Annotated in this window: 20 protein-coding genes; 7 read left to right on the top strand and 13 right to left on the bottom strand. The window is 72.9% G+C overall.

The annotated features are described in order from the left end of the window. Positions 1-16 precede the first annotated feature (16 nt). From EV378_RS05270 to EV378_RS05285, 4 genes are read right to left on the bottom strand one after another with little or no spacing between them, the layout of a single operon-like run. Positions 17-1,195 carry a hypothetical protein gene (locus EV378_RS05270; RefSeq protein WP_132421578.1) on the bottom strand — a complete coding sequence of 393 codons (1,179 nt, stop codon included), beginning with the start codon at positions 1,193-1,195 and terminating at the stop codon, positions 17-19. Continuing rightward, positions 1,081-2,592, bottom strand: a complete 1,512-nt coding sequence (gene hflX / locus EV378_RS05275) for a GTPase HflX (protein ID WP_132421579.1) — start codon at positions 2,590-2,592, stop codon at positions 1,081-1,083. The genes EV378_RS05270 and hflX overlap by 115 nt, the downstream gene beginning before the upstream one ends. 47 nt (positions 2,593-2,639) lie before the next feature. Further along, complete coding sequence (miaA, locus tag EV378_RS05280; protein ID WP_132421580.1) at positions 2,640-3,569, bottom strand: tRNA (adenosine(37)-N6)-dimethylallyltransferase MiaA; 930 nt, start codon at positions 3,567-3,569, stop codon at positions 2,640-2,642. After that, positions 3,566-4,273 carry a class III extradiol ring-cleavage dioxygenase family protein gene (locus EV378_RS05285; RefSeq protein ID WP_132421581.1) on the bottom strand — a complete coding sequence of 236 codons (708 nt, stop codon included), beginning with the start codon at positions 4,271-4,273 and terminating at the stop codon, positions 3,566-3,568. Before EV378_RS05285 ends, miaA begins: the two co-directional genes overlap by 4 nt. 384 nt (positions 4,274-4,657) lie before the next feature. Here EV378_RS05285 and EV378_RS05295 point away from each other — a divergent pair, with 384 nt between their 5' ends. Then, entirely contained in the window at positions 4,658-5,953 is a 1,296-nt protein-coding gene (locus tag EV378_RS05295; protein ID WP_132421582.1) for a DUF349 domain-containing protein, read from the top strand. A 19-nt stretch (positions 5,954-5,972) separates the two neighbouring features. Here EV378_RS05295 and EV378_RS05300 read toward each other — a convergent pair whose 3' ends face one another. Together EV378_RS05300 and miaB are read right to left on the bottom strand one after the other, a co-directional pair. Beyond that, complete coding sequence (locus tag EV378_RS05300) at positions 5,973-6,452, bottom strand: Rv2732c family membrane protein (protein WP_132421583.1); 480 nt, start codon at positions 6,450-6,452, stop codon at positions 5,973-5,975. Beyond that, positions 6,449-7,930 carry a tRNA (N6-isopentenyl adenosine(37)-C2)-methylthiotransferase MiaB gene (miaB, locus tag EV378_RS05305; RefSeq protein ID WP_132421584.1) on the bottom strand — a complete coding sequence of 494 codons (1,482 nt, stop codon included), beginning with the start codon at positions 7,928-7,930 and terminating at the stop codon, positions 6,449-6,451. Before miaB ends, EV378_RS05300 begins: the two co-directional genes overlap by 4 nt. A 57-nt stretch (positions 7,931-7,987) precedes the next feature. On the opposite strand from miaB, the gene EV378_RS05310 reads away from it, so the two are divergent. Then, complete coding sequence (locus EV378_RS05310; RefSeq protein WP_132421585.1) at positions 7,988-8,983, top strand: TAXI family TRAP transporter solute-binding subunit; 996 nt, start codon at positions 7,988-7,990, stop codon at positions 8,981-8,983. Here EV378_RS05310 and EV378_RS05315 read toward each other — a convergent pair. Next, positions 8,971-10,401, bottom strand: coding sequence for a sensor histidine kinase (locus EV378_RS05315; RefSeq protein ID WP_132421586.1), 1,431 nt, complete (start codon positions 10,399-10,401; stop codon positions 8,971-8,973). The two genes, EV378_RS05310 and EV378_RS05315, sit on opposite strands and share 13 nt — an antisense overlap. A gap of 2 nt (positions 10,402-10,403) precedes the next feature. Then, on the bottom strand, positions 10,404-11,081 hold the full coding sequence (locus EV378_RS05320; protein ID WP_132421587.1) for a response regulator transcription factor: 678 nt from the start codon (positions 11,079-11,081) through the stop codon (positions 10,404-10,406). Between the two features lie 141 nt (positions 11,082-11,222). Between EV378_RS05320 and EV378_RS05325 the strand changes: the two genes are divergently transcribed. Genes EV378_RS05325 through EV378_RS05340 form a run of 4 tightly spaced genes read left to right on the top strand, consistent with a single transcriptional unit; the run spans position 11,223 to position 14,426 of the window. Next, on the top strand, positions 11,223-11,951 hold the full coding sequence (locus EV378_RS05325; protein ID WP_207908728.1) for an amino acid ABC transporter ATP-binding protein: 729 nt from the start codon (positions 11,223-11,225) through the stop codon (positions 11,949-11,951). Between the two features lie 16 nt (positions 11,952-11,967). Next, entirely contained in the window at positions 11,968-12,864 is an 897-nt protein-coding gene (locus tag EV378_RS05330; protein ID WP_132421589.1) for a glutamate ABC transporter substrate-binding protein, read from the top strand. Between the two features lie 33 nt (positions 12,865-12,897). Continuing rightward, positions 12,898-13,545: an amino acid ABC transporter permease gene (locus EV378_RS05335; protein ID WP_132421590.1), complete on the top strand. Its 648-nt coding sequence runs from the start codon at positions 12,898-12,900 to the stop codon at positions 13,543-13,545. After that, positions 13,542-14,426: an amino acid ABC transporter permease gene (locus EV378_RS05340; protein WP_243653294.1), complete on the top strand. Its 885-nt coding sequence runs from the start codon at positions 13,542-13,544 to the stop codon at positions 14,424-14,426. The genes EV378_RS05335 and EV378_RS05340 overlap by 4 nt, the downstream gene beginning before the upstream one ends. A gap of 3 nt (positions 14,427-14,429) precedes the next feature. Here EV378_RS05340 and EV378_RS05345 read toward each other — a convergent pair whose 3' ends face one another. The 3 genes from EV378_RS05345 to EV378_RS05355 form a co-directional block, all read right to left on the bottom strand. Continuing rightward, positions 14,430-16,415 carry an alpha/beta hydrolase family protein gene (locus tag EV378_RS05345; RefSeq protein ID WP_243653295.1) on the bottom strand — a complete coding sequence of 662 codons (1,986 nt, stop codon included), beginning with the start codon at positions 16,413-16,415 and terminating at the stop codon, positions 14,430-14,432. Positions 16,416-16,528: 113 nt separating this feature from the next. Further along, positions 16,529-17,218, bottom strand: a complete 690-nt coding sequence (locus tag EV378_RS05350; RefSeq protein ID WP_132421592.1) for a DUF899 domain-containing protein — start codon at positions 17,216-17,218, stop codon at positions 16,529-16,531. Between the two features lie 64 nt (positions 17,219-17,282). Continuing rightward, positions 17,283-17,603, bottom strand: coding sequence for a hypothetical protein (locus tag EV378_RS05355; RefSeq protein ID WP_132421593.1), 321 nt, complete (start codon positions 17,601-17,603; stop codon positions 17,283-17,285). A gap of 29 nt (positions 17,604-17,632) precedes the next feature. On the opposite strand from EV378_RS05355, the gene EV378_RS05360 reads away from it, so the two are divergent. Beyond that, positions 17,633-17,857 carry a hypothetical protein gene (locus tag EV378_RS05360; RefSeq protein ID WP_132421594.1) on the top strand — a complete coding sequence of 75 codons (225 nt, stop codon included), beginning with the start codon at positions 17,633-17,635 and terminating at the stop codon, positions 17,855-17,857. Between the two features lie 69 nt (positions 17,858-17,926). Here the strand turns inward: EV378_RS05360 and EV378_RS05365 are convergent, their stop codons facing one another. Beyond that, positions 17,927-18,697 (bottom strand): succinate dehydrogenase/fumarate reductase iron-sulfur subunit, encoded by a 771-nt coding sequence (locus tag EV378_RS05365; RefSeq protein ID WP_132421595.1) that lies wholly within the window; start codon positions 18,695-18,697, stop codon positions 17,927-17,929. Between the two features lie 2 nt (positions 18,698-18,699). Further along, complete coding sequence (locus EV378_RS05370; protein ID WP_132421596.1) at positions 18,700-20,613, bottom strand: fumarate reductase/succinate dehydrogenase flavoprotein subunit; 1,914 nt, start codon at positions 20,611-20,613, stop codon at positions 18,700-18,702. Positions 20,614-20,617: the final 4 nt, after the last annotated feature.

The raw sequence follows: 20,617 nt of genomic DNA on the forward strand, positions 1-20,617 counted from the left end.
GCACGGCGGCGGATGCTCACCGCCTGCGCCGGGCGTGCAGCGTCATCGCCACGGCCAGTCCGCAGAGCAGGACCGCGACCGTGCCGGCGCCGATGATCGCGGGCAACGCCGCGGGCGTCGACGGTCCCGGTGGGGCGTCGGGCTGGGCGGCCACGGGTGCGTCCGGTGCGACGGCCTCGCCGACGGCGCCGGGGACCGTCCGGATCGTCGCCGGTCGCCCGCCCCGGGCCTCGCCTCCCGACACCAGCGTCCCGTCCGCGGTGAGTGCGACGGCCTCGCCCTGCGCCTCGTCCGGCAGCGCGACCTGCACCGGCGGGCCGGCCAGAGCTTCCACCAGCCCGGATGCGGTGGCGCCCGACGGGAGACGGAACAGCCAGGCGTCGGTGTAGGTCCGCACCGCGACGACACGGCCCGGCCCGGCTGCACCGGCCGGGGACAGTCCGGCCCCGGTGATCGTCCGCGACCCGGCGGATCCCAGCGGGCCACCCGGCGTCGTGGACTCCGGCAGCACGATCTGCCCGACCCGTCGCAGGGGCGTGGTCCCGGCACCCGGCGCTCCGTCCGGACGGTAGATCCCCGCCGCCCCGACCGTCTTCGTGACGATCAGCGGCACGCCGTCGTCCGCGACGACGAGCGCCTCGGCGTCGTGCGGCCCGTCCGGATAGGCGAACCGGTGCAACCGGGCCGGCCCCGCGGACGGCAGCACGATCGCCGCCACCGTGTCCCGCTCGCCGGTGTTGTCACCGATGTCGGCGAGCCAGAGCGCACCGTCCGGACCGATCCCGACGTCCTCGACGTCCACCGGGTCGATCGGCGCCGAGCGCTCGCCCGTCGTCGCACATCCGCCGGGGTCGAGCGAGATCGCCCGGGAGACCCGGCCGCCGTCCGCGATCGCCCACCACCGCGCCCCGTCCGCGACGAGCCCGGACAGCTCGGTGAGCCGCTGGTCGGGGACGGCGCAGGTCACCCCCGTCGCGGCCATGGCGGAGGGCGCAGCCATCACGGAGGGCACGGCCATCGCGGAGGAGGCGACCAGCCCCGCGACCAGCACGAGGAGCGGGACGAGCAGGCGTAGGGCGGTCAGCGCCCGGTGCCGTCGGCGGCGGGCGGCGCGCCGGACCCCGACGGCCCCGATTCGGACGACCCCGAGCCGGACGACCCCGAGCCGGACGACCCCGCAGCAACGGACGAGCACGCGAACGACAGCACCGCGGTGCCCAGCTCCGGACCGACCCTTGCCCGCAGCCACGTGCCGTCCGGCGTGTGGTCCTCGGCCAGGACCTCGCCCTCGGAGTGGACCCGGGCGACGAGCCCGCCCTCCGTGTACGGCAGCAGCAGCTCGACCTCGTACTCCGGCCGTGGCAACAGCTCCGCGATCCGCTCGCGCAGCTTGGCCACGCCGTCGCCACGGCGGGCGGAGACGAACACAGCGCCGAGCTGGGCGTGTCGCAGGCGGGCCAGCTGCAGGTCACCGGCGGCGTCGGTCTTGTTGACGACGAGCAGCTCCGGCGGCATCCGCCCCTCCTGCTCCTCGCCGATCTCGACGAGCACCTGCCGCACCGCGGCGATCTGGTCGTCCGGCAGCGGATCGGACGCGTCCACGACGTGCACCAGCAGATCGGCCTGCGCGGCCTCCTCCAGTGTGGAGCGGAACGCCTCGACCAGCTGGTGCGGCAGGTGCCGGACGAACCCGACCGTGTCGGTGAGCGTGTACGCCCGGCCGTCCGGTGTCTCGGCCTTGCGGGTCGTCGGGTCCAGCGTGGCGAACAGCGCGTCCTCGACCAGCACTCCGGCGTCCGTCAACACGTTGAGCAGCGACGACTTGCCGGCGTTCGTGTACCCGACGATCGCGACGGACGGGACGGCGTTGCGCCGCCGACCGCTCCGCTGGGTGTCCCGCACGCGGCGCATCGCACCGATCTCGCGGCGGAGCTTGGACATCCGCGCGCGGATCCGGCGCCGGTCCAGCTCGATCTTCGTCTCACCGGGGCCACGGCCACCGATACCGACACCGCCCGCGGCGCGACCACCGACCTGCCGGGACAGCGCCTCACCCCAACCACGCAGCCGCGGCAGCAGGTAGGACAGCTGGGCGAGCTCGACCTGCGCCTTGCCGTCCCGCGAGCGGGCGTGCTGGGCGAAGATGTCGAGGATCAGCGCCGTCCGGTCGATGACCTTGACCTTGAGTTTCTCCTCGAGCTGGCGGAGCTGGCCGGGCGAGAGCTCGCCGTCGCAGATCACGGTGTCCGCGCCCGTGGCCTGCACGGCCGAGCCGAGCTCGTCGACCTTTCCGGCGCCGATGAACGTCGCCGGATCCGGTGAGGTGCGGCGCTGCACGAGCCCGTCCATCACCTCGGAGCCGGCCGTCTCGGCCAGCCGTGCGAGCTCCGCGAGCGAGGCCTCCGCCTGCTGGGACGTGCCCTCGGTCCAGACCCCGACGAGCACGACGCGCTCCAGGCGCAGCTGCCGGTACTCGACCTCGGTGACGTCGGTGAGCTCGGTGGACAGTCCGGCGACCCGGCGCAGTGAGGAGCGTTCTTCGAGCTCGAGGTCTCCGCTGGACGGCGCGGTCGGCGTGAGGGCATCAGTCATCGTGTGTCCATCGTCCCACGATCACGGTCACGCTGTCGGCACCGTTTTCAGCCCGGGCGGGAGCACGCGGTGACGTGGGCCAGTGCCCGGTCGAGAAGGGACGGGTCGGCGCCGTCGAGCCAGTGGATGCGCTTGTCCCGCCGGAACCACGACCTCTGGCGGCGGACGAACTTCCGGGTCGCGCGCACCGTCTCCTCCCGGACCCACGCCAGGTCCGGCGGATCGGCCGCGTCCAGCGCGTCGAGGACCTGGCGGTAGCCGAGCGCGCGCGACGCCGTCCGGCCGTCGCGCAGTCCGAGCGGCAGCAGCGCCCGCGTCTCCGCGAGCAGGCCGGAGGAGAGCATCCGGTCGACCCGGACCGCGACCCGGTCGTCCAGCGACGCGACGTCCCGGTCCACGCCGAGCAGCACGGCGTCGTAGAGCGGTTCGGTCGCCCGCGGCAGCGTCGCGCGGAACGGGCCACCGGTCAGCGCGATCACCTCCAGCGCCCGCACGATCCGCCGGCCGTTCGACGGCAGCACCTCGGCCGCCGCGGCCGGGTCCTGTCCGGCGAGCCGTCGGTGCAGGGCATGCGGCCCGTCGGCGGCCAGCTCGGCCTCCAGTGACGCGCGCAGTTCCGGGTCGGTGCCGGGGAACTCCAGCGGGTCGAGCACGGCCTGCACGTACAGACCGGAACCACCGACCAGCACCGGGGTGCGCCCGGCGGCCCGCAGCGCCTCGATGTCGGCGCGCGCGTGCCGCTGGTAGGCGGCCACCGACGCCGTCTCGGTGACGTCGAGGACGTCGATCTGGTGGTGCGGCACCCCGCGGCGCTCGCCGGGCGGCAGCTTCGCGGTACCGACGTCGAGGCCGCGGTAGAGCTGCATCGCGTCCGCGTTGACCACCTCGCCGCCCAGGTGCATGGCGAGCTCGAGGCCGAGGTCGGACTTGCCGGTCGCGGTCGGACCGACGACGGCGACCAGCGGCGGAGCGTTCACGCCCGGCGCGTCCAGGCGGCGACGTGGTACGCCACGCCGTACGGGACCGACGTGTGCCGCACCGCCGGTCCCCACTCCCCGCCCGCCAGCGCGGCCCCGGCGAGCACCTGCCACGGCGCGCGCCCGACCGCACCCAGCTCGGCAGCCAGGTGCGGGTCCAGCCCGGCGAGCGCGTCCGGGTCCGGCTCGTCCAGTGCGGCGGCGACGACGGCGTCGAACGCCTCGGCGCGCTCGTCGAAGCCTCCGGGAGCGGTCGGCGTGTGCCGGGCCGACCCGTCGCCGACGACGAGCAGCCCGGCGTCGTCCGATCCGGCCAGCTCGGCGCCGAGCGCCAGACACTCGTCGGTCCCGCTGTCCGGCGCGACGAGCTCGCCGCGCATCCGGTCGGCCCGCTCGCCGGCCGCCCACGCGGCGACCAGCAGCGGCAGCGGCAGGCCGGGGCCCTCGTCGGCGGTGCCCGTCCCGGCCAGCGCGACCGGCACGTCCCGGCCGTACCCGGCGAACGACCCGCGGGTGCCCGGGTCGACCGTGCGTCGGCCACCCGGGTCGGCGCCGACCACGACCCAGTCGCGCGCGGCGTCCGCGACCGCGCCGACGGCGGCGAGGCAGGCCGCGCGCAGGGCCTCCGTCTCCACCGCGGCACCGGCGGCCAGCTCCGGGACGAGCAGCGGCGGCTGGGGCAGGACGGCGATCGCGGCGAGCACGGTCGCCGAGCGTAGGCGACGAGCGGTCGCCAGCGGCCGGGGCGGGCGACCACCCGATCGGGGGACGGCTCACCGCCCGTCGCCCGCCGCCCGCGGCGCGGAACCTCCCCGGTACGCCGCCAGCGGTTCCGCGCAGGCCCTGGAACTGCTTGAATCGCCGATCCGACGGTCCGACGGCAACCTGACGGCCGATCGACGTGTGCACGGCTCCGCCTCTCGGCGGAGCGCCCGTGGCGAGGTCGCCACGGGCCGGACGAGGAGGACTCGGTGGCCGAGACAGACCCGAACCGGACCGCGCAGGACGACCAGGGAGCCGCAGCGGCCCCGCCCCGCCCGGTCCCCGGCCCCCGGGGTCCCGTACCCGGCCCTCCCCCGAACCGCCCGGTGCCCGGCCCGCCGCCCGCGCCCGCGCCGACCGCGACCTCGGTCGCGTCCGTGCCGGCCGTCTCGTCGCCGGTCCCGTCGGCCTCCGCCGACCCCACGCGCTGGGGCCGCGCCGACGACGACGGCACGATCCACCTGGTCACCTCCGAGGGCGAGCGGGTGATCGGCTCGTTCCAGGCGGGTACGCCCGCAGAGGGCCTGGAGCACTTCGCCCGCCGGTTCGACGACCTGGTGACCGAGGCCGAGGTCGTCGCGTCCCGGATCGAGGCGGGCGGCGACACGAAGGCCGCGCTGTCCAGCGCGAAGACGCTGCGCGACGGCCTGGACGAGGCGCACGTCGTGGGCGACGTGCCCGCCCTGCGGGCGCGGCTCGACGACCTGATGGGCCAGGCGGAGGCCGGGGTGGCGGCGGCGCGGGCCGACCGGGACCGGCAGCGGGCCGACGCCGTCGCGCGCAAGGAGGCCCTCGCCGTCGAAGCCGAGAAGATGGCCGAGGACTCCACCCAGTGGAAGCAGGCCGGGGACCGCTACAAGCAGATCCTCGACGAGTGGCGCGCGATCAAGGGCGTCGACCGCAAGACCGACGAGGCGCTCTGGAAGCGCTTCTCCCGCGCCAGGGAGGCGTTCAACCGCCGCCGCGGGTCGCACTTCGCGGACCTGGACCGCCAGCGTCTGACGGCGAAGTCGCGCAAGGAGGAGCTGGTCGTGGAGGCGGAGTCGCTGACGGAGTCCGACGAGTGGTCGGCGACCGCGCAGCGCTACCGCGACCTGATGACGGAGTGGAAGGCCGCCGGGCGCGCGCACCGGGACGCCGACGACGCGCTGTGGGCCCGCTTCCGCGGCGCGCAGGACGCGTTCTTCGCCCGCCGCAACGCCGTGTTCGCCGAGCGGGACGCCGAGTTCGCCGCGAACGGCGAGGCCAAGCGGAACCTGCTGGCCGAGGCCGAGAAGATCGACCTGTCCGACCCGGACGGCGCCCGTGCCGCGCTGCGCGGCATCCAGGCCCGCTGGGAGGAGATCGGCAAGGTCCCGCGCGACGACGTCCGCGCGCTGGAGGGGCGTCTGCGCACGGTGGAGACCCAGGTCGCCAACGCCGCCCAGGCGCAGTGGCGACGCACCGACCCGGAGGCGCAGGCACGCGTCGAGCAGTTCCGCGCCAAGGTCACGCAGTTCGAGGAGCAGGCCGCCAAGGCGGAGGCGGCCGGGGACGCCCGCCGCGCCGAGAAGGCACGCGCGCAGGCCGCCCAGTGGCGCGAGTGGTCGGAGACCGCCGAGCAGGCCGTCGACCAGCGGTAGGGCGGCCCCGCGGTGACGCTCAGCCCCGCAGCGCGATCCCCGCCCAGGTGAACGTCAGCAGCAGCACGCCGACCACGCCGAGGACCATCCCGGCCTCCGGGCCGGGCAGGCCGGTGTCGGAGCCGATCTGGCGCGACCAGATCGCCCACAGCCCGTTGACCGTCGAGATCCCGCAGCCGACCGCGCACAGCCACGCCAGCGGCCACCAGCGGGTCGTCAGGGCGAGCACGGAGCCGGCCACGCCGAACCCGAGCAGCGTGAACGTGAACAACCGCGGCAGCGGGCCGTAGCCCGCCTCGCCGCCCGCGATCTGCCAGCCGGGCGCGCCCGCGACCCACGGCAGCAGCACGGCTGCCACCAGCACCATCACACCGACGGCGACGACGACGGCGCGCACGCCGGGGTCGAAGCGTCGCTCGACCAGCTTGGGCAGGCCCGCGATCTCCTCGTCGAGGGCCCGCAGCTCCTCGGGAACGGGCGACCGCTCGTCGGCGTTCATCGGACGACCTCCGGGGTGGAGCAGGCGGACACGACCGGTTCGGACGCCGGCGGCGCACCGATCGACGGCAGACCGAGCGCGGTGGGCGCGCCGCCGGGACGCAGCCCGATCTCGTGCGCGTCGCCCGCCCGGGTGCGGCGGTGGGACAGCACCCCGTCGGCGGCGAGCAGGTGGTGCGGGGCGCCGTAGTCGATGCGCACCGTCACCACGTCGCCCGGGCGGACACCGTCGGAGCCCGGGGCGAAGTGCACGAGCCGCCCGTCGCGCGCGCGGCCGGACAGCCGCCGCGTCGCACCGTCCTTGCGGCCCTCGCCGGTGGACACGAGCACCTCGAGCTCGCGGCCTTCCTGCGCCCGGTTGCCCGCCCAGGAGATCTCCTCCTGCAGCGCGACGAGCCGCTCGTAGCGCTCCTGGACGACGTGCTTCGGCAGTTGCCCGTCCAACGAGGCGGCCGGGGTGCCGGGGCGGGGCGAGTACTGGAACGTGAACGCCTGCGCGAACCGTGCCTCACGCACCACGTCCAGCGTCGCCTCGAAGTCGGCGTCGGTCTCGCCCGGGAACCCGACGATGATGTCGGTGGAGATCGCGGCGTCCGGGATCGACGCGCGGACGTCGGAGAGGATGCCCAGGAACCGCGCCGAGCGGTAGGAGCGGCGCATCCGGCGCAGCACGTCGTCGGAACCGGACTGCAGCGGCATGTGCAGCTGCGGGCACACGTTCGGCGTCTCGGCCATCGCGGCGATCACGTCCGAGGTGAAGTCGCGCGGGTGCGGCGAGGTGAACCGGACGCGCTCCAGGCCGTCGATGCCGCCACACGCCCGGAGCAGCTTGGAGAACGCCTGACGGTCGCCGAAGTCGACGCCGTAGGCGTTCACGTTCTGCCCGAGCAGCGTCACCTCCAGCACGCCGTCCGCGACGAGCGCCTGGACCTCGGCGAGCACGTCGCCGGGACGACGGTCGCGCTCGGCGCCGCGCAGCGACGGGACGATGCAGAACGTGCAGGTGTTGTTGCAGCCCACCGAGATCGACACCCAGCCCGCGTAGGCGGACTCGCGCCGCGCCGGCAACGTCGACGGGAACACCTCGAGCGACTCGGCGATCTCCACCTCGGCGCGGGCGTTGTGCCGGGCCCTGTCGAGCAGCGTCGGCAGCGCGTGCACGTTGTGCGTACCGAACACGACGTCCACCCACGGCGCCCGCTTCACGATGGTGTCGCGGTCCTTCTGCGCGAGGCAGCCGCCGACGGCGATCTGCATGTCCGGGTTCGCCTGCTTGGCCGGGCGGAGGTGCCCGAGGTTGCCGTAGAGCTTGTTGTCCGCGTTCTCGCGCACGGCGCACGTGTTGAACACGACGACGTCGGCGGCGTCCGGATCGGCGGCACGGTCGTACCCGGCCTGTTCCAGGAGTCCGGCCATCCGCTCCGAGTCGTGCACGTTCATCTGGCACCCGTAGGTGCGCACGGCGTAGGTGCGGCTCACGCCCCGAGGGTAGGCGTCACGGCCCGGGCGTGCCGCACCGCCCGGGCCGGGTGAAGAATGCCCGGAGTGCGGGCGCGACGGGTGCGGGTGGGGCGGCGCACCGTGCTGCGCGCGGCCGCGGGCACCGGCCTCCTGGCCGCGACGTCCCCTGTCGCCGGCTGCGGGCGCAGCGGTCCCGACCCGAGGCTCACGATCGGCAGCGGCACCCGGCCGGGGGTCTACATCCGGATGGCGGAGGTGCTGGCCGACGCGTGGACCGAGCGGCTCGACCTCACCGTCCGACCGGAGGTGCTGTCCACGGCGGGCTCGGTCGCGAACATGGCGCTGCTGCGCTCCGGTCGGGCCCAGCTCGCGATCAGCCAGGTGGACTCCACGGCGGACTACCTCGCGACGCTCTCACCGGACGCCCCGGTCGCACCCCGGGCACTCGCCCGACTGTACGACGACGTCACGCACGTCGTCGTGTCCCAGGACGCGCCGTACCGCCGGCTCGCCGACCTGCGCGGGGCACGGGTGTCGATCGGCCCGGCGGGCAGCGGCTACAACACGATCGCCCGCCGCCTGTTCGACGCGGCCGGGATCGGCGTGCAGGGCCTCGGGAAGATCATCGAGCTCGGTCTCGACGAGGCGCCGTCGGCACTGGCCGTCGGCGACCTCGACGCGTTCTTCTGGTCCGGCGGCGTTCCCACCGACGGCATCGTCGAGCTGGCCGGGGTGCACCCGATCCGGCTGATCGACCTCAGCGACGTGCTGTCCCGCGTCCGGGCCAACTCGGACGTCTACACGATCAGCACGGTGCCCGCCGCGACGTACCGGCTCCCGGCGCCGGTGAGCACGCTGTCCGTGCGCAACGTGCTGGTCGCGACCGCCGCGATGCCCGACGACGTGGCGCAGATGCTGGTGCGCACCGTGTTCGACGAGCAGCCCCGCCTGTCGGCGGCCAACCCGGCCGCCGTGACGATCGACTCGCGCTCGGCGATCGGGACCCAACCGATCCCGCTGCACCCCGGCGCGCAGGCGTTCTACCGCGCCACGAAGGGCTACTCCGGCTGAACCGACGCCGCGACCGGTGCCGTCCCCAGCAGCGCCGTCACGCACAGCCCGGTCCCGGCCGGGCTGGCCAGGCGGAACTCGCCGCCCGCGAGCTGCACCGTGCGCTCCGCGATGGCCAGGCCCAGACCGCTTCCCTCCACGTTGCTCTGCCCCGGGGCGCGCCAGAACCGGTCGGTGGCGCGGGCGAGCTGCTCGTCGCTCATGCCGGGGCCGCCGTCGGTCACCTCGACGCCGACCCGGTCGCCGCGCCGCAGTGTCCGGACCTCGATCCGGCCGCCGTCCGGTGTGTACTTGAGCGCGTTGTCCAGCACGGCGTCGAGGACGGCCTCGATCCCGCCGCCGGCGATCCGGGCCCGCAGGCCGCGCGGCCCGGAGCGCACCAGCTCGACGCCGCCGTGCTCGGCCAGCGGCCGCCAGGCCTCCAGCCGGTCGTCCACGCACGCGTCCACGTCGGACACCGCATCCCCCGCGTCGCCGTCCGGGGCGCCCTCGGCGCGGGCCAGCGCGAGCAGCCCGTCGAGCACCGACGAGAGCCGCTCGGCCTCCTCGAGCGCCGCGGCGTGGTCGTCGGCGCCGTCGTGGTCGACGTGCTCGGACAGATTGGACAGGCGCAGGCGCAGTGCGGTCAGCGGGTTGCGCAGCTGGTGGCTGGCGTCCGCGACGAACGCGCGCTGGGCGGACATCGCCTGCGTGACCGACGCGGCCATCCGGTCGAAGGACACCGACAGCTGTCGGAGCTCCGGCGGACCGGCGTTGCGCGCCACCGGGTCCGGCTTCCCGCCGGCCCGCACGGACGCCTCCACCCGGCCGGTGCCCTCGTCCAGGCGGCGCACCGGTCCGAGGATCCAGCGCACCAGCGGGAGCGCGACGAGCACGCCCAGCAGCAGCGCCGCGAGGACCAGTCCGGCGAGCAGCGCCCACGTCCGCAGCTCGGCGGCGCCCAGCGCGTCGGTCGGCGAGACCGTCACCGCGGCGCCGACCACCTCGCCGTCGACGAGCACCGGCTCGGCCAGCACCATCGGCGCGTCGTCCCACGGCAGCAGCAGCGGGTACTGCGCCGAGCGCCTGCCCGCCAGCGCGAGCTGCACCCGTTGCAGCTCGTCGGTGGTCAGCACCGGCGGCTGCGGGCGGCTGGTGACCACCGGACGTTGGGAGCGGTCGAAGACCAGCACCGCGACGCCGTACACCTGGTCGTAGCGCTCGACCTCGGCGGTGAACGCGCGCGTGCCGCCGGTGTCCCCACCGGACTCGATCAGCGGACGCTGGGCGCCCGCGGCGAACGAGATCGTGTCCGTGAGCCGGTCGGCGAACACCTCGTCCTGGGTGCCGCGCGCGTCGGTCAGCGCCAGCGGCACGGCCAGGCCCAGCGCCAGCAGCCCGACCAGCACCAGCACGATCACCAGCAGCCGGCTGCGCATGGCTATTCGCCCGCGTCGGCGAAGCGGTAGCCCACGCCGCGCACGGTCTGCACCAGCTCCGGGCGGCCGAGCTTCGTGCGCAGCGTCGCGACGTGCACGTCCAGCGTCCGGTTCGCGCCGGGCCAGGTCCTGCCCCACACCTCGGCGACGATCTGGTTGCGGGTGCAGACCGCGCCGTCGGCCCGCGCCAGCATCGCGAGCACCTGGAACTCCTTGCGCGTCAACGCGACCTGCTCGCCGTCGACGGTCACCTGGTGGCGGTCCAGATCGACGTGCACGTCGCGGACCTCGACGACGCCGTCCCCGGAGGCCCCCTCGGACGCGGGCACCCGGCGCCGCCGGTGCACGGCGTGGATGCGCGCGACGAGCTCGCCGACGTCGTACGGCTTGACCAGGTAGTCGTCGGCGCCGGAGTGCAGGCCCAGGATCCGGTCGTCGATCTCGCCGCGGGCGGTCACCACGAGCACCGGGACCTCGCTGACCTCGCGGATGTCCCGGCAGACGTCCATCCCGTCGCGGTCCGGGAGCCCGAGGTCGAGGAGCACGACGTCGGCGCCCTCGAGGTGGTCCAGGACGTCGCGGCCACGGTCCAGGCGTGTGGTGCTCATGCCGTGCCGGTGCAGCGCGGGACGCAGCGCCGCGCAGATCCGGTCGTCGTCCTCGACCAGCAGGATGTGCACGCCGCGCCTCCCCTCCTCCACCTGTAATCCGAGCGCAACCCTAAGGCTTGCTCAAGGTGATGGACTCGCTTGTCCGTTTCGCACCACGATCCGAGCTTCCGTCCCGTCCTACCGGAGGTACCGATGGCCACCGAGCCTCCCATGATCCGCATGGCGGGCGTGGACAAGCACTTCGGTGATCTCCACGTGCTGCGCGACATCGACCTCGAGGTGGCCCGCGGCCAGGTCGTCGTCGTGCTCGGCCCGTCGGGGTCCGGCAAGTCGACGCTGTGCCGCACGATCAACCGCCTGGAGCCGGTCGACTCCGGCACGATCGAGGTCGACGGCGTCGCGCTGCCCGCGGAGGGCAGGGACCTGGCCGCCCTCCGGGCCGACGTCGGGATGGTCTTCCAGGCCTTCAACCTGTTCGGGCACAAGACGATCCTCGAGAACGTGACGCTCGCGCCGCAGAAGGTGCGACGGGCCGGACGCGCGGACGCCGAGAAGGAGGCCATGGCGCTGCTGGAGCGCGTCGGCATCGCGAACCAGCGCGACAAGTACCCGTCGCAGCTCTCCGGCGGACAGCAGCAGCGTGCCGCCATCGCACGTGCGCTGGCCATGCGCCCCAAGGTGATGCTGTTCGACGAGCCGACGTCCGCATTGGACCCGGAGATGGTCCAGGAGGTGCTGGACACGATGTCCGGCCTCGCCAAGGACGGCATGACCATGCTCGTGGTCACGCACGAGATGGGCTTCGCGCGACGTGCCGCGCACCGCGTGGTGTTCATGAGCGACGGCGAGATCGTCGAGGACTCCACACCGGAGGCGTTCTTCACGTCGCCGACCAGCGACCGCGCCCGGGACTTCCTGGGCAAGATCCTCACCCACTGATCCCCCGGAGACGATCATGAGATTGCGTGCGTTGGCGGCCGGCCTGCTGGTCGGTTCCCTGGTTCTCGCCGGCTGCGGCCGCGAGGGCTCCCCGAGCGGCGAGGCTTCGTCGTTCCAACCCCAGGTGGCCGAGAACGTCCAGGTGGCGGGCTCACCCACGTTCGCGGCGGCGCAGCAGCGCGGCCGCGTCGTCGTCGGCGTCAAGGACGACCAGCCGAACCTCGGCTTCCGGGACGCGACGACCGGCCAGTTCGCGGGCTTCGACGTCGACACGGCCCGCCAGATCGCCGGCCAGCTCGGCTTCGGCCCTGACAAGATCGAGTTCAAGACGATCCCCTCCGCGGCGCGCGAGAGCGCGATCGCCCGCGGCGACGTGGACTACTACGTCGGCACGTACTCGATCACCGACAAGCGCAAGCAGCAGATCTCGTTCGCCGGGCCGTATTACGTGACCGGTCAGAGCCTGCTCGTGCGCTCCGACGAGTCGGCGATCACGAGCAAGGACACGCTCAAGGGCAAGAAGGTCTGCTCCGCGACCGGCTCCACGCCGATCCAGCGCGTCCGCGACCAGAGCCTGACCGAGCCGGGCAACATCGTCGAGTTCCAGACCTACACCCAGTGCGTTGACCAGCTGCGCAACCGCCAGGTCGACGCCGTCACCACGGACGAGGCGATCCTCAAGGGCTACGCGGCGCAGGCACCGGACCAGCTCAAGATCGTCGGCGAGCCGTTCCCGACGCCGGACACCGAGAAGTACGGCGTCGGCCTGAAGAAGGACGACACGGCGCTGCGCGGCAAGATCAACGACGTGCTGCAGGCCTCGTTCACCGACGGCACCTGGCAGACGATCTACGACGGCACGCTGGGCAAGTCGGGCACGGCCGCGCAGCCGCCGACGCTCGACCGGTACTGAGTCACACCACGACGGCTGCGGAGGCGACGACGCATGGACGTCCTGTTCGACAACCTCGACCTCTACGGCCGGGCGTTCCTCGGGACGATCATGCTGTTCGTCGTCTCCGCGGTCGGCTCGCTCGTGCTCGGCACCGTGATCGCCGGGATGCGGGTGAGCCCGGTGCCCGCGCTGCGCGCGTTCGGCACGCTGTACGTGAACATCCTGCGGAACACCCCGCTCACGCTGGTGCTGTTCTTCATGGCGTTCGCCTACCCGCGCCTCGAACTGGTGGAGCTGTCGTTCTTCGCGCTGGCCTGCACCGGGCTGACGCTCTACACGGCCGCGTTCGTGTGCGAGGTGATCCGGTCCGGGATCAACACCGTCCCGGTCGGGCAGGCCGAGGCCTCCCGGGCGCTGGGCATGACGTTCACCCGCACGCTGTCGTCGGTGGTGCTGCCGCAGGCCGTGCGCGCCACCGTGCCGCCGATGACGAACATCCAGATCGCGCTGTTGAAGAACACGACGATCGCCGCCGGGTTCTCCGTGTTCGAGGCGGGCGGGATCTACGCGAACCTCTCCGAACGGGGCTACGACGTGCTGACCGGCCTGCTCTGGGTGGCGCTGTTCTTCGTGATCCTGGTGGTGCCGCTGACGATCCTGCAGCGGCGTCTCGACGCGCGGTGGAGCGTTGCCCGGTGAGCGCCGCGTCGGTTCTCTACGACGTCCCGGGGCCCGCCGCCCGCCGTCGCAACCTCCTGATCGGGGTCGTCGGCACGCTCGTGGTGCTCGGGATCGTCGGGTTCGTGATCGTCCAGTTCGCCGCGACCGGCCAGTTCGACGCCCGGCTCTGGGAGTGGATCACCTACGTCAACATCCAGTACCTGCTGCTGGACTCCCTGCTGAACACGGTCAGCGCGTTCGCCGTGGCGGCCGTGCTGTCGCTCGCGTTCGGCGCCGTGTTCGCGGCCGGGCGGCTGTCCGACCACCGGTGGGTGCGCGGGCCGTCGACGTTCGTCGTCGAGCTGTTCCGCGCCGTCCCGCTGCTCGTGATGATCTTCATCCTCTACTTCGGGCTGTCCAGGAGCCTGGGGCTGGACGTGCCGGCGTTCTGGGCCGTCGTGATCGGCCTGATGCTCTACAACGGCTCGGTGCTGGCCGAGGTGTTCCGCGCCGGCGTACTGGCGCTCCCGCGCGGGCAGTCCGAGGCCGCCTACGCGCTGGGCCTGCGCAAGACGCAGGTGATGACGTCGGTCCTGCTGCCGCAGGCACTGCGGGCCATGCTGCCGACCGTGCTCAGCCAGCTCGTCGTGGTGCTCAAGGACACCGCGCTCGGGTTCATCATCCTGTACCCGGAGCTGCTCTACCAGGCGCGCTTCCTGGGCAGCCAGCTGCAGCTGGGCGCGCCGATCCTGCAGGTCGCGCTCGTGATCGCGGTCATCTACATCGCGATGTGCCTGCTGCTGTCGGGGCTGGCGAAGCTGCTGGAACGACGGCTGTCGCGCACGCCGAAGGCCGGTGCCGCCGCTGCGGCACCGCGCCAGGACGTCGCGCTCAGCGGCTTCGCCGGCGGCGCCGCCTGAGCCTCACCCGAGGTTCTCCACGTCGACCGGCTCGATGCCCTCGTCGGCGGGCAGCTCGAACCCGAACACCTGGGCGTAGAAGGAGAGCTCCGCGTCGAGGGCGCGGCGGATGTTCTCCGCCTTGCGGAAGCCGTGCTGCTCGCCGGCGAAGAGCAGGTAGGCCACCGGCAGCTTCTGCGCCCGCAGCGCGTTCACGATCATCTCCGACTGGTTCGGCGGGACGATCGCGTCCTCGTCGCCCTGCAGGACGATGAGCGGCGTGGAGAACGCGTCGACGTGCGTGATCGGCGAGCGCTCCCGGTAGACGTCGGCGGCCTCCGGGTACGGGCCGACGAGGCCGTCCAGGTAGCGGGACTCGAACTTGTGCGTGTCCGCGGCGAGCGCGCCCAGGTCGGCGACGCCGAAGTGGTCCGCCCCGGCCGCGAACGGGGTGTCGGCCCTGGCCAGCGCGGCGAGCGTCGTGTACCCGCCCGCGCTGCCGCCCCGGATCGCCAGGCGCTCCGGGTCGACGCGTCCCTGGCCGGCGAGCGCCCGCGCGGCGGCCAGGCAGTCCGCGACGTCGACGATCCCCCACGCGCCCTTGAGCTGCTCGCGGTACTCGCGGCCGTAGCCGGTGGAGCCGCCGTAGTTCACGTCGACGACGCCGAACCCGCGGCTCGTCCAGTACTGCACGCCCGTGCTGAACACGGGCGACGCCGCACCCGTCGGTCCACCGTGGATCACGACGAGCAGTGGCGGGAGCTCCCCCTCCGGCGCCTCGCCCGCGCTCGACGGCGGGTAGTACAGCGCGTGCCCGGTGCGCGCGTTCCCGTCGCCGTCGACGGACGGGAACGCGATCGCCTCCGGCACCGAGATCGCGTCCTCGTCGAGGCCGAGGTCGCGTGGCGGGCAGAGCGTCGTCAGCCGCGGGCCGTCGAGATCGACGGTCACCCGGTGCACGGCCGGCTCGGCCAGCGGGCTGCCCGCCACGCACACCACGTCGTCCGGGCCCACCGCACGCACGGAGCCGATCAGCGTGAACGGCAGGTCCAGCACGGACAGCGCGCCGTCGGTGTCCCGCACGCACAGCGCGTCGAACCCGTCGCGGGAGCGCGCGAACACGACCCGGCCGTCGTCGAGCAGTGCGTAGCGGGAGCCGCCGAGCGCCCATCCGGGGACGCCGATCTCGGCGTCGACCCGGACCAGCGGCTCGATGTCGCTGCCCGGCAGCCAGCGGTAGAGGTTCCACCAGCCGGTGCGGTCGGACAGGAACGTCAGCGACCCGTCGGCCTGCCAGCACGGCTCGGTGACCGACTCCCCCGGCCCGCCCGCGACGACCGCCTCCATGCCGCTGTCCAGCGCGCGGACGTTGAGCACGACGTCGTCCCACGGCATCGACGGGTGGTCCCAGGACAGCCACGCCAGTACGTTCCCGTCCGGGGAGATCCGCGGTGCCGCGACGAAGTCCGGCCCGGTGACCAGCACCTCCGGTTCGGACGGCTCCCGGGCGTCCAGGCGGACGATCTCGTTCACGACGTCGGTGGCCGGAGCGTGCTCCGACGGGTGGTGCTCACGGATCGCGACCATCCACGTGCCGTCCGGGGAGACGTCGCCGTCGGCGTAGCGGTCGCCGCGCGGGACGGCCGGGTCCGGCGTCAGCACGGTCGTCCGGCCGCTGTCGGGATCGAGCCTCCGCACGCGCTGGTCGGTCCACTCGACGTACCAGAGCGGGCCCGCCCCGGGGCCGTCGTGCGCGGTGTGCGTCCACCACGCGCCGCCGCCGTACTCGTGCACGGCCGTCCGCACGTTCACGTCGTCGCCGAGCAGGTCGACCGGCTCTCCCCCGGCCACCCGGCGCACCAGCTGGGTACGGCCGCCCTCCTGGGGACGGCTCTCCGCCCAGACGACGCCGTCACCGTCCGGCCGTACCCCCGACGGGCGCGCACCGGCGGACACCACCAGCTCGGACGTGACCGGAGTCGGCCACGAGCCGTATCCCGAGATCGTCACGGCCTCCACGCTAGGTCACCCGCCCGGGCGTCGGCGCGGCACCCGCCGAGATGCGTGTCATTGCTGTGCGGAGATCTCTGCGCAGCAATGGTGCGCATCTCGGCGGGAGTCGATCAGGCGCGAGACGGGTACTCGTCGCGCTTGCGGGGCCAGGTGGAGAAGTCCTCGCCGCGGCCGGCGGGCGCTCGGTCGAGCAGCTGCCAGGTGGCGTTCAGCGCCTCCGTGCCGCGGTCGTAGGTCGAGTACGTGTGGTGGACGACGCCGTCGGCCAGTGCGAAGCAGCTCAGCGCCATCAGCTCCATCACGTCGAGCATGCTGCCGCTGCCCGACCCGTAGTCCCGGTTCGTCGTCGGGACGTGCATGGTCGCGAACATGTCCGCGTCGAAGTCGGATCCACCGGACGAGACCCACTCGACGTCCCAGCCCATCCGCCGCCTGTAGGCCTCGAGGACCGGCAGCGGCGAGCGCGAGGACAGCAGGAACGTCACGTCGCGTTGCGCGAGGTGCGGGACGGCCCCGACCAGGTTGTCGGTCTCGAACGTGCACCCGGGGCACCCCTCCGGCGTGTTCGGCCCGTGCATGAAGTGCCGCACGATCAGCTGCGAGCGCCCGTCGAAGAGCTCGGCGAGCGTGCGCCTCCCGGCCGAGGTCTCGAAGCGGTACTCCTTCTCGACCGGCACCCAGGGCAGGGCCCGGCGCTGCTCGGCCAGCTCGGTGCTGCGCCGGGTCAGCTCCTTCTCCCTCGCCAGCAGCTCGCGGTGCGCGGCCTGCCACTCGTCACGTGTTCCGACGGTGTGCGTCATCGTCGTCCTCCCCACGGTCGTCCGTACCCCTGGGCCGACTCCCGCGAGGCGGGCGACTCATCGGTCAGGGCGATCGCAGAGCCGTGCGCAGCAACGACACGGCCCGCGGCAGCGCCCCGGGCCGCAGGACCGGCATGATCCCGACGATCCCGCGCAGCCCCGTCCACCAGCGCACCGAGCCGTCCGCGCGGACCACGCCGATCGCCGGCCGCGCGCAGCCGGACACCGTCGCGGGCAGGTTCGGGTAGATGTCCGCGAGCCGCGGTTCGCGGCAGGAACGGGACCGCACGCGGACAGTGACGCACTCCGGGAGCTCACGCGCGATCGTCGAACACCGGGGGCAGGCGGCGTCGAAGACGACGACCAGCTCGCGAACCCGGCTCACGAGGCCAGTATCCGGCTAGCCTCGGACCCATGAGCGACACCACGCCGGAGCCCCCGGCCCCGGACTACGACGAACACGGCGTCCCGAGCCTCGACTACGTGCGGGACAAGATCGAGGGCCGGTACGCGACGGCGCTCGGCGCCACCGAGCTGGCCGGCGGCGACGAGCGCGCGCAGGAACAGGCCGACCAGCAGGCCGAGCGGGACAAGAAGGCCGCCGACAGGCTGGCCGAGATCCGCAAGTCCCTGGGCTGACCTCCCCGGACGAACGAACGGCACCGTCGAGCAGTGTCACTGCTCGACGGTGCCGTTCGTTGCCTCAGATCAGGCGCCGGAGCGCTTGAAGATCTTGCTGCCCAGCCAGACCAGCGGGTCGTACTTGCGGTCGACGGCGCGCTCCTTCATCGGGATCAGAGCGTTGTCGGTGATCTTGATGTGCTCGGGGCAGACCTCGGTGCAGCACTTCGTGATGTTGCACATGCCGAGGCCGTGCTCCTCCTGGGCGTCCACGGCGCGGTTGCCGTGCGCGTCCAGCGGGTGCATGTCCAGCTCCGCCATCCGCATCAGGTAGCGCGGACCGGCGAAGGCCTCCTTGTTCTCCTCGTGGTCGCGGACCACGTGGCAGGTGTTCTGGCACAGGTAGCACTCGATGCACTTGCGGAACTCCTGGCTCCGCTCCACGTCGACCTGCTGCATCCGGTACTCGCCCGGCTCCACGCCCTCCGGCGGCTGGAACGACGGGATCTCCCGCGCCTTCGTGTAGTTGAACGACACGTCGGTCACCAGGTCCCGGATCACCGGGAACGTGCGCAGCGGCGTCACCGTGACGACCTCGTCCTCGGCGAACGTGTTCATCCGCGTCATGCACATCAGGCGCGGCCTGCCGTTGATCTCCGCCGAGCACGACCCGCACTTGCCTGCCTTGCAGTTCCAGCGCACGGCGAGGTCGTTGGCCTCGGTGGCCTGCAGGCGGTGGATGATGTCGAGGACGACCTCGCCCTCGTTCACCTCCACCGGGTAGTCGACGAGATCGCCCTTCTCGTCGTCGCCGCGCCACACCCGGAAGTGGTGCAGGTGGGACTTCGACTCAGCCATGCTCAGGCACCTTCCACGGAACCGGCGCGGTGCTCGCCCAGCTCCTCGCCGGTGTAGTACTTCTTCAGCTCGTCCATCTCGAACAGGTCGAACAGGTCCGACCGCATCGGGATCTGCTCCTTGCGGGTCAGCTCCACGTTGTCCTCGCCCAGCGCGGAGCAGACCAGCAGCAGGTGCCGCCAGTCGGAGTCCATCACCGGGTAGTCGTCGCGCGTGTGCCCGCCGCGGCTCTCCTGGCGCTCCAGCGCGGCCTTCCCGACGCAGAGCGAGACGAGCAGCATGTTCCGCAGGTCCAGCGCGATGTGCCAGCCGGGGTTGAACTCCCGGTGCCCCTCAACCGTCACGGTCCGGGTGCGGGCGGCGATGTCCTCGAGCTTCTTGAGGGCCATCTCCATCTCGTCTTCCTTGCGGATGATGCCGACGAGCTCGTGCATCGTCTTCTGCAGCTCCTGCTGCACCGCGAACGGGTTCTCCCCGCCGTCGGTGGCCGTGGAGAACGGCAGCAGCGCGCGGTCGAGCGCGTCGCTCACGTCGGAGTCCGCGACGGCAGGGGTGGCGCCCAGCCCGTCGACGTACTCCGCCGCGGACAGACCGGAGCGGCGGCCGAACACCAGCAGGTCGGACAGCGAGTTGCCGCCGAGCCGGTTCGAGCCGTGCATGCCGCCCGCCACCTCACCGGCGGCGAACAGGCCCGGCACGATCGACATCGCGGTGTCCGGGTCGACCTCGACGCCGCCCATCACGTAGTGGCAGGTCGGGCCCACCTCCATCGGCTCCTGCGTGATGTCGACGTCGGCCAGCTCCTTGAACTGGTGGTGCATCGACGGCAGGCGCTTGAGGATCTGCTCGGGCTTCAGGCGGGACGCGATGTCCAGGTACACGCCGCCGTGCGGGGTGCCGCGGCCGGCCTTCACCTCGGAGTTGATCGCGCGGGCGACCTCGTCACGCGGGAGCAGCTCCGGGGGACGGCGGTTGTTGTCCGCGTCCTCGTACCAGCGGTCGCCCTCCTCCTCGGTGGTCGCGTACTGCTCCTTGAACACGTCCGGGATGTAGTCGAACATGAACCGCTTGCCGTCGGAGTTCTTCAGAACGCCGCCGTCACCGCGGACCGACTCGGTGACCAGGATCCCGCGCACCGACGGCGGCCAGACCATGCCCGTCGGGTGGAACTGCAGGAACTCCATGTTGATCAGCGTCGCGCCCGCGCGCAGGGCCAGCGCGTGCCCGTCGCCGGTGTACTCCCAGGAGTTCGACGTGACGGAGTAGCTCTTCCCGACGCCGCCGGTCGCCAGCACGATCGCCGGGGTGTCGAAGCGGAGGAACTGCCCGCTGCCGCGGTAGTAGCCGAAGCAGCCGGAGATCTTCCCGTCCGTCTTGAACAGCTCGGTGATCGTCGTCTCGTGGAAGACCTTGATCTTCGACTCGTAGTCGCCGGTCTCGCGGAAGTCCTCCTGCTGCAGCGACACGACCTTCTGCTGCAGCGTGCGGATCAGTTCCAGGCCGGTGCGGTCACCGACGTGGGCCAGGCGCGGGTAGGTGTGCCCGCCGAAGTTGCGCTGGCTGATCGTGCCGTCCGGCAGCCGGTCGAACAGCGCGCCGTAGGTCTCCAGCTCCCAGACGCGGTCCGGGGCCTCCTTGGCGTGCAGCTCGGCCATCCGCCAGTTGTTCAGGAACTTCCCGCCGCGCATGGTGTCGCGGTAGTGGACCTGCCAGTTGTCGTTGTGGTTGGCGTTGCCCATCGACGCGGCGCAGCCACCCTCGGCCATCACCGTGTGGGCCTTGCCGAACAGCGACTTCGAGATGATCGCCGTCTTCTTGCCCTGCAGCCGCGCCTCGATCGCCGCGCGCAGCCCGGCACCTCCGGCGCCGATGACGACGACGTCGTACTCGTGGTGCTCGATCTTCTCGTCGGTCATTTCC

The sequence above is a fragment of the Pseudonocardia endophytica genome, assembly GCF_004339565.1.
GTDB lineage: Bacteria > Actinomycetota > Actinomycetes > Mycobacteriales > Pseudonocardiaceae > Pseudonocardia > Pseudonocardia endophytica.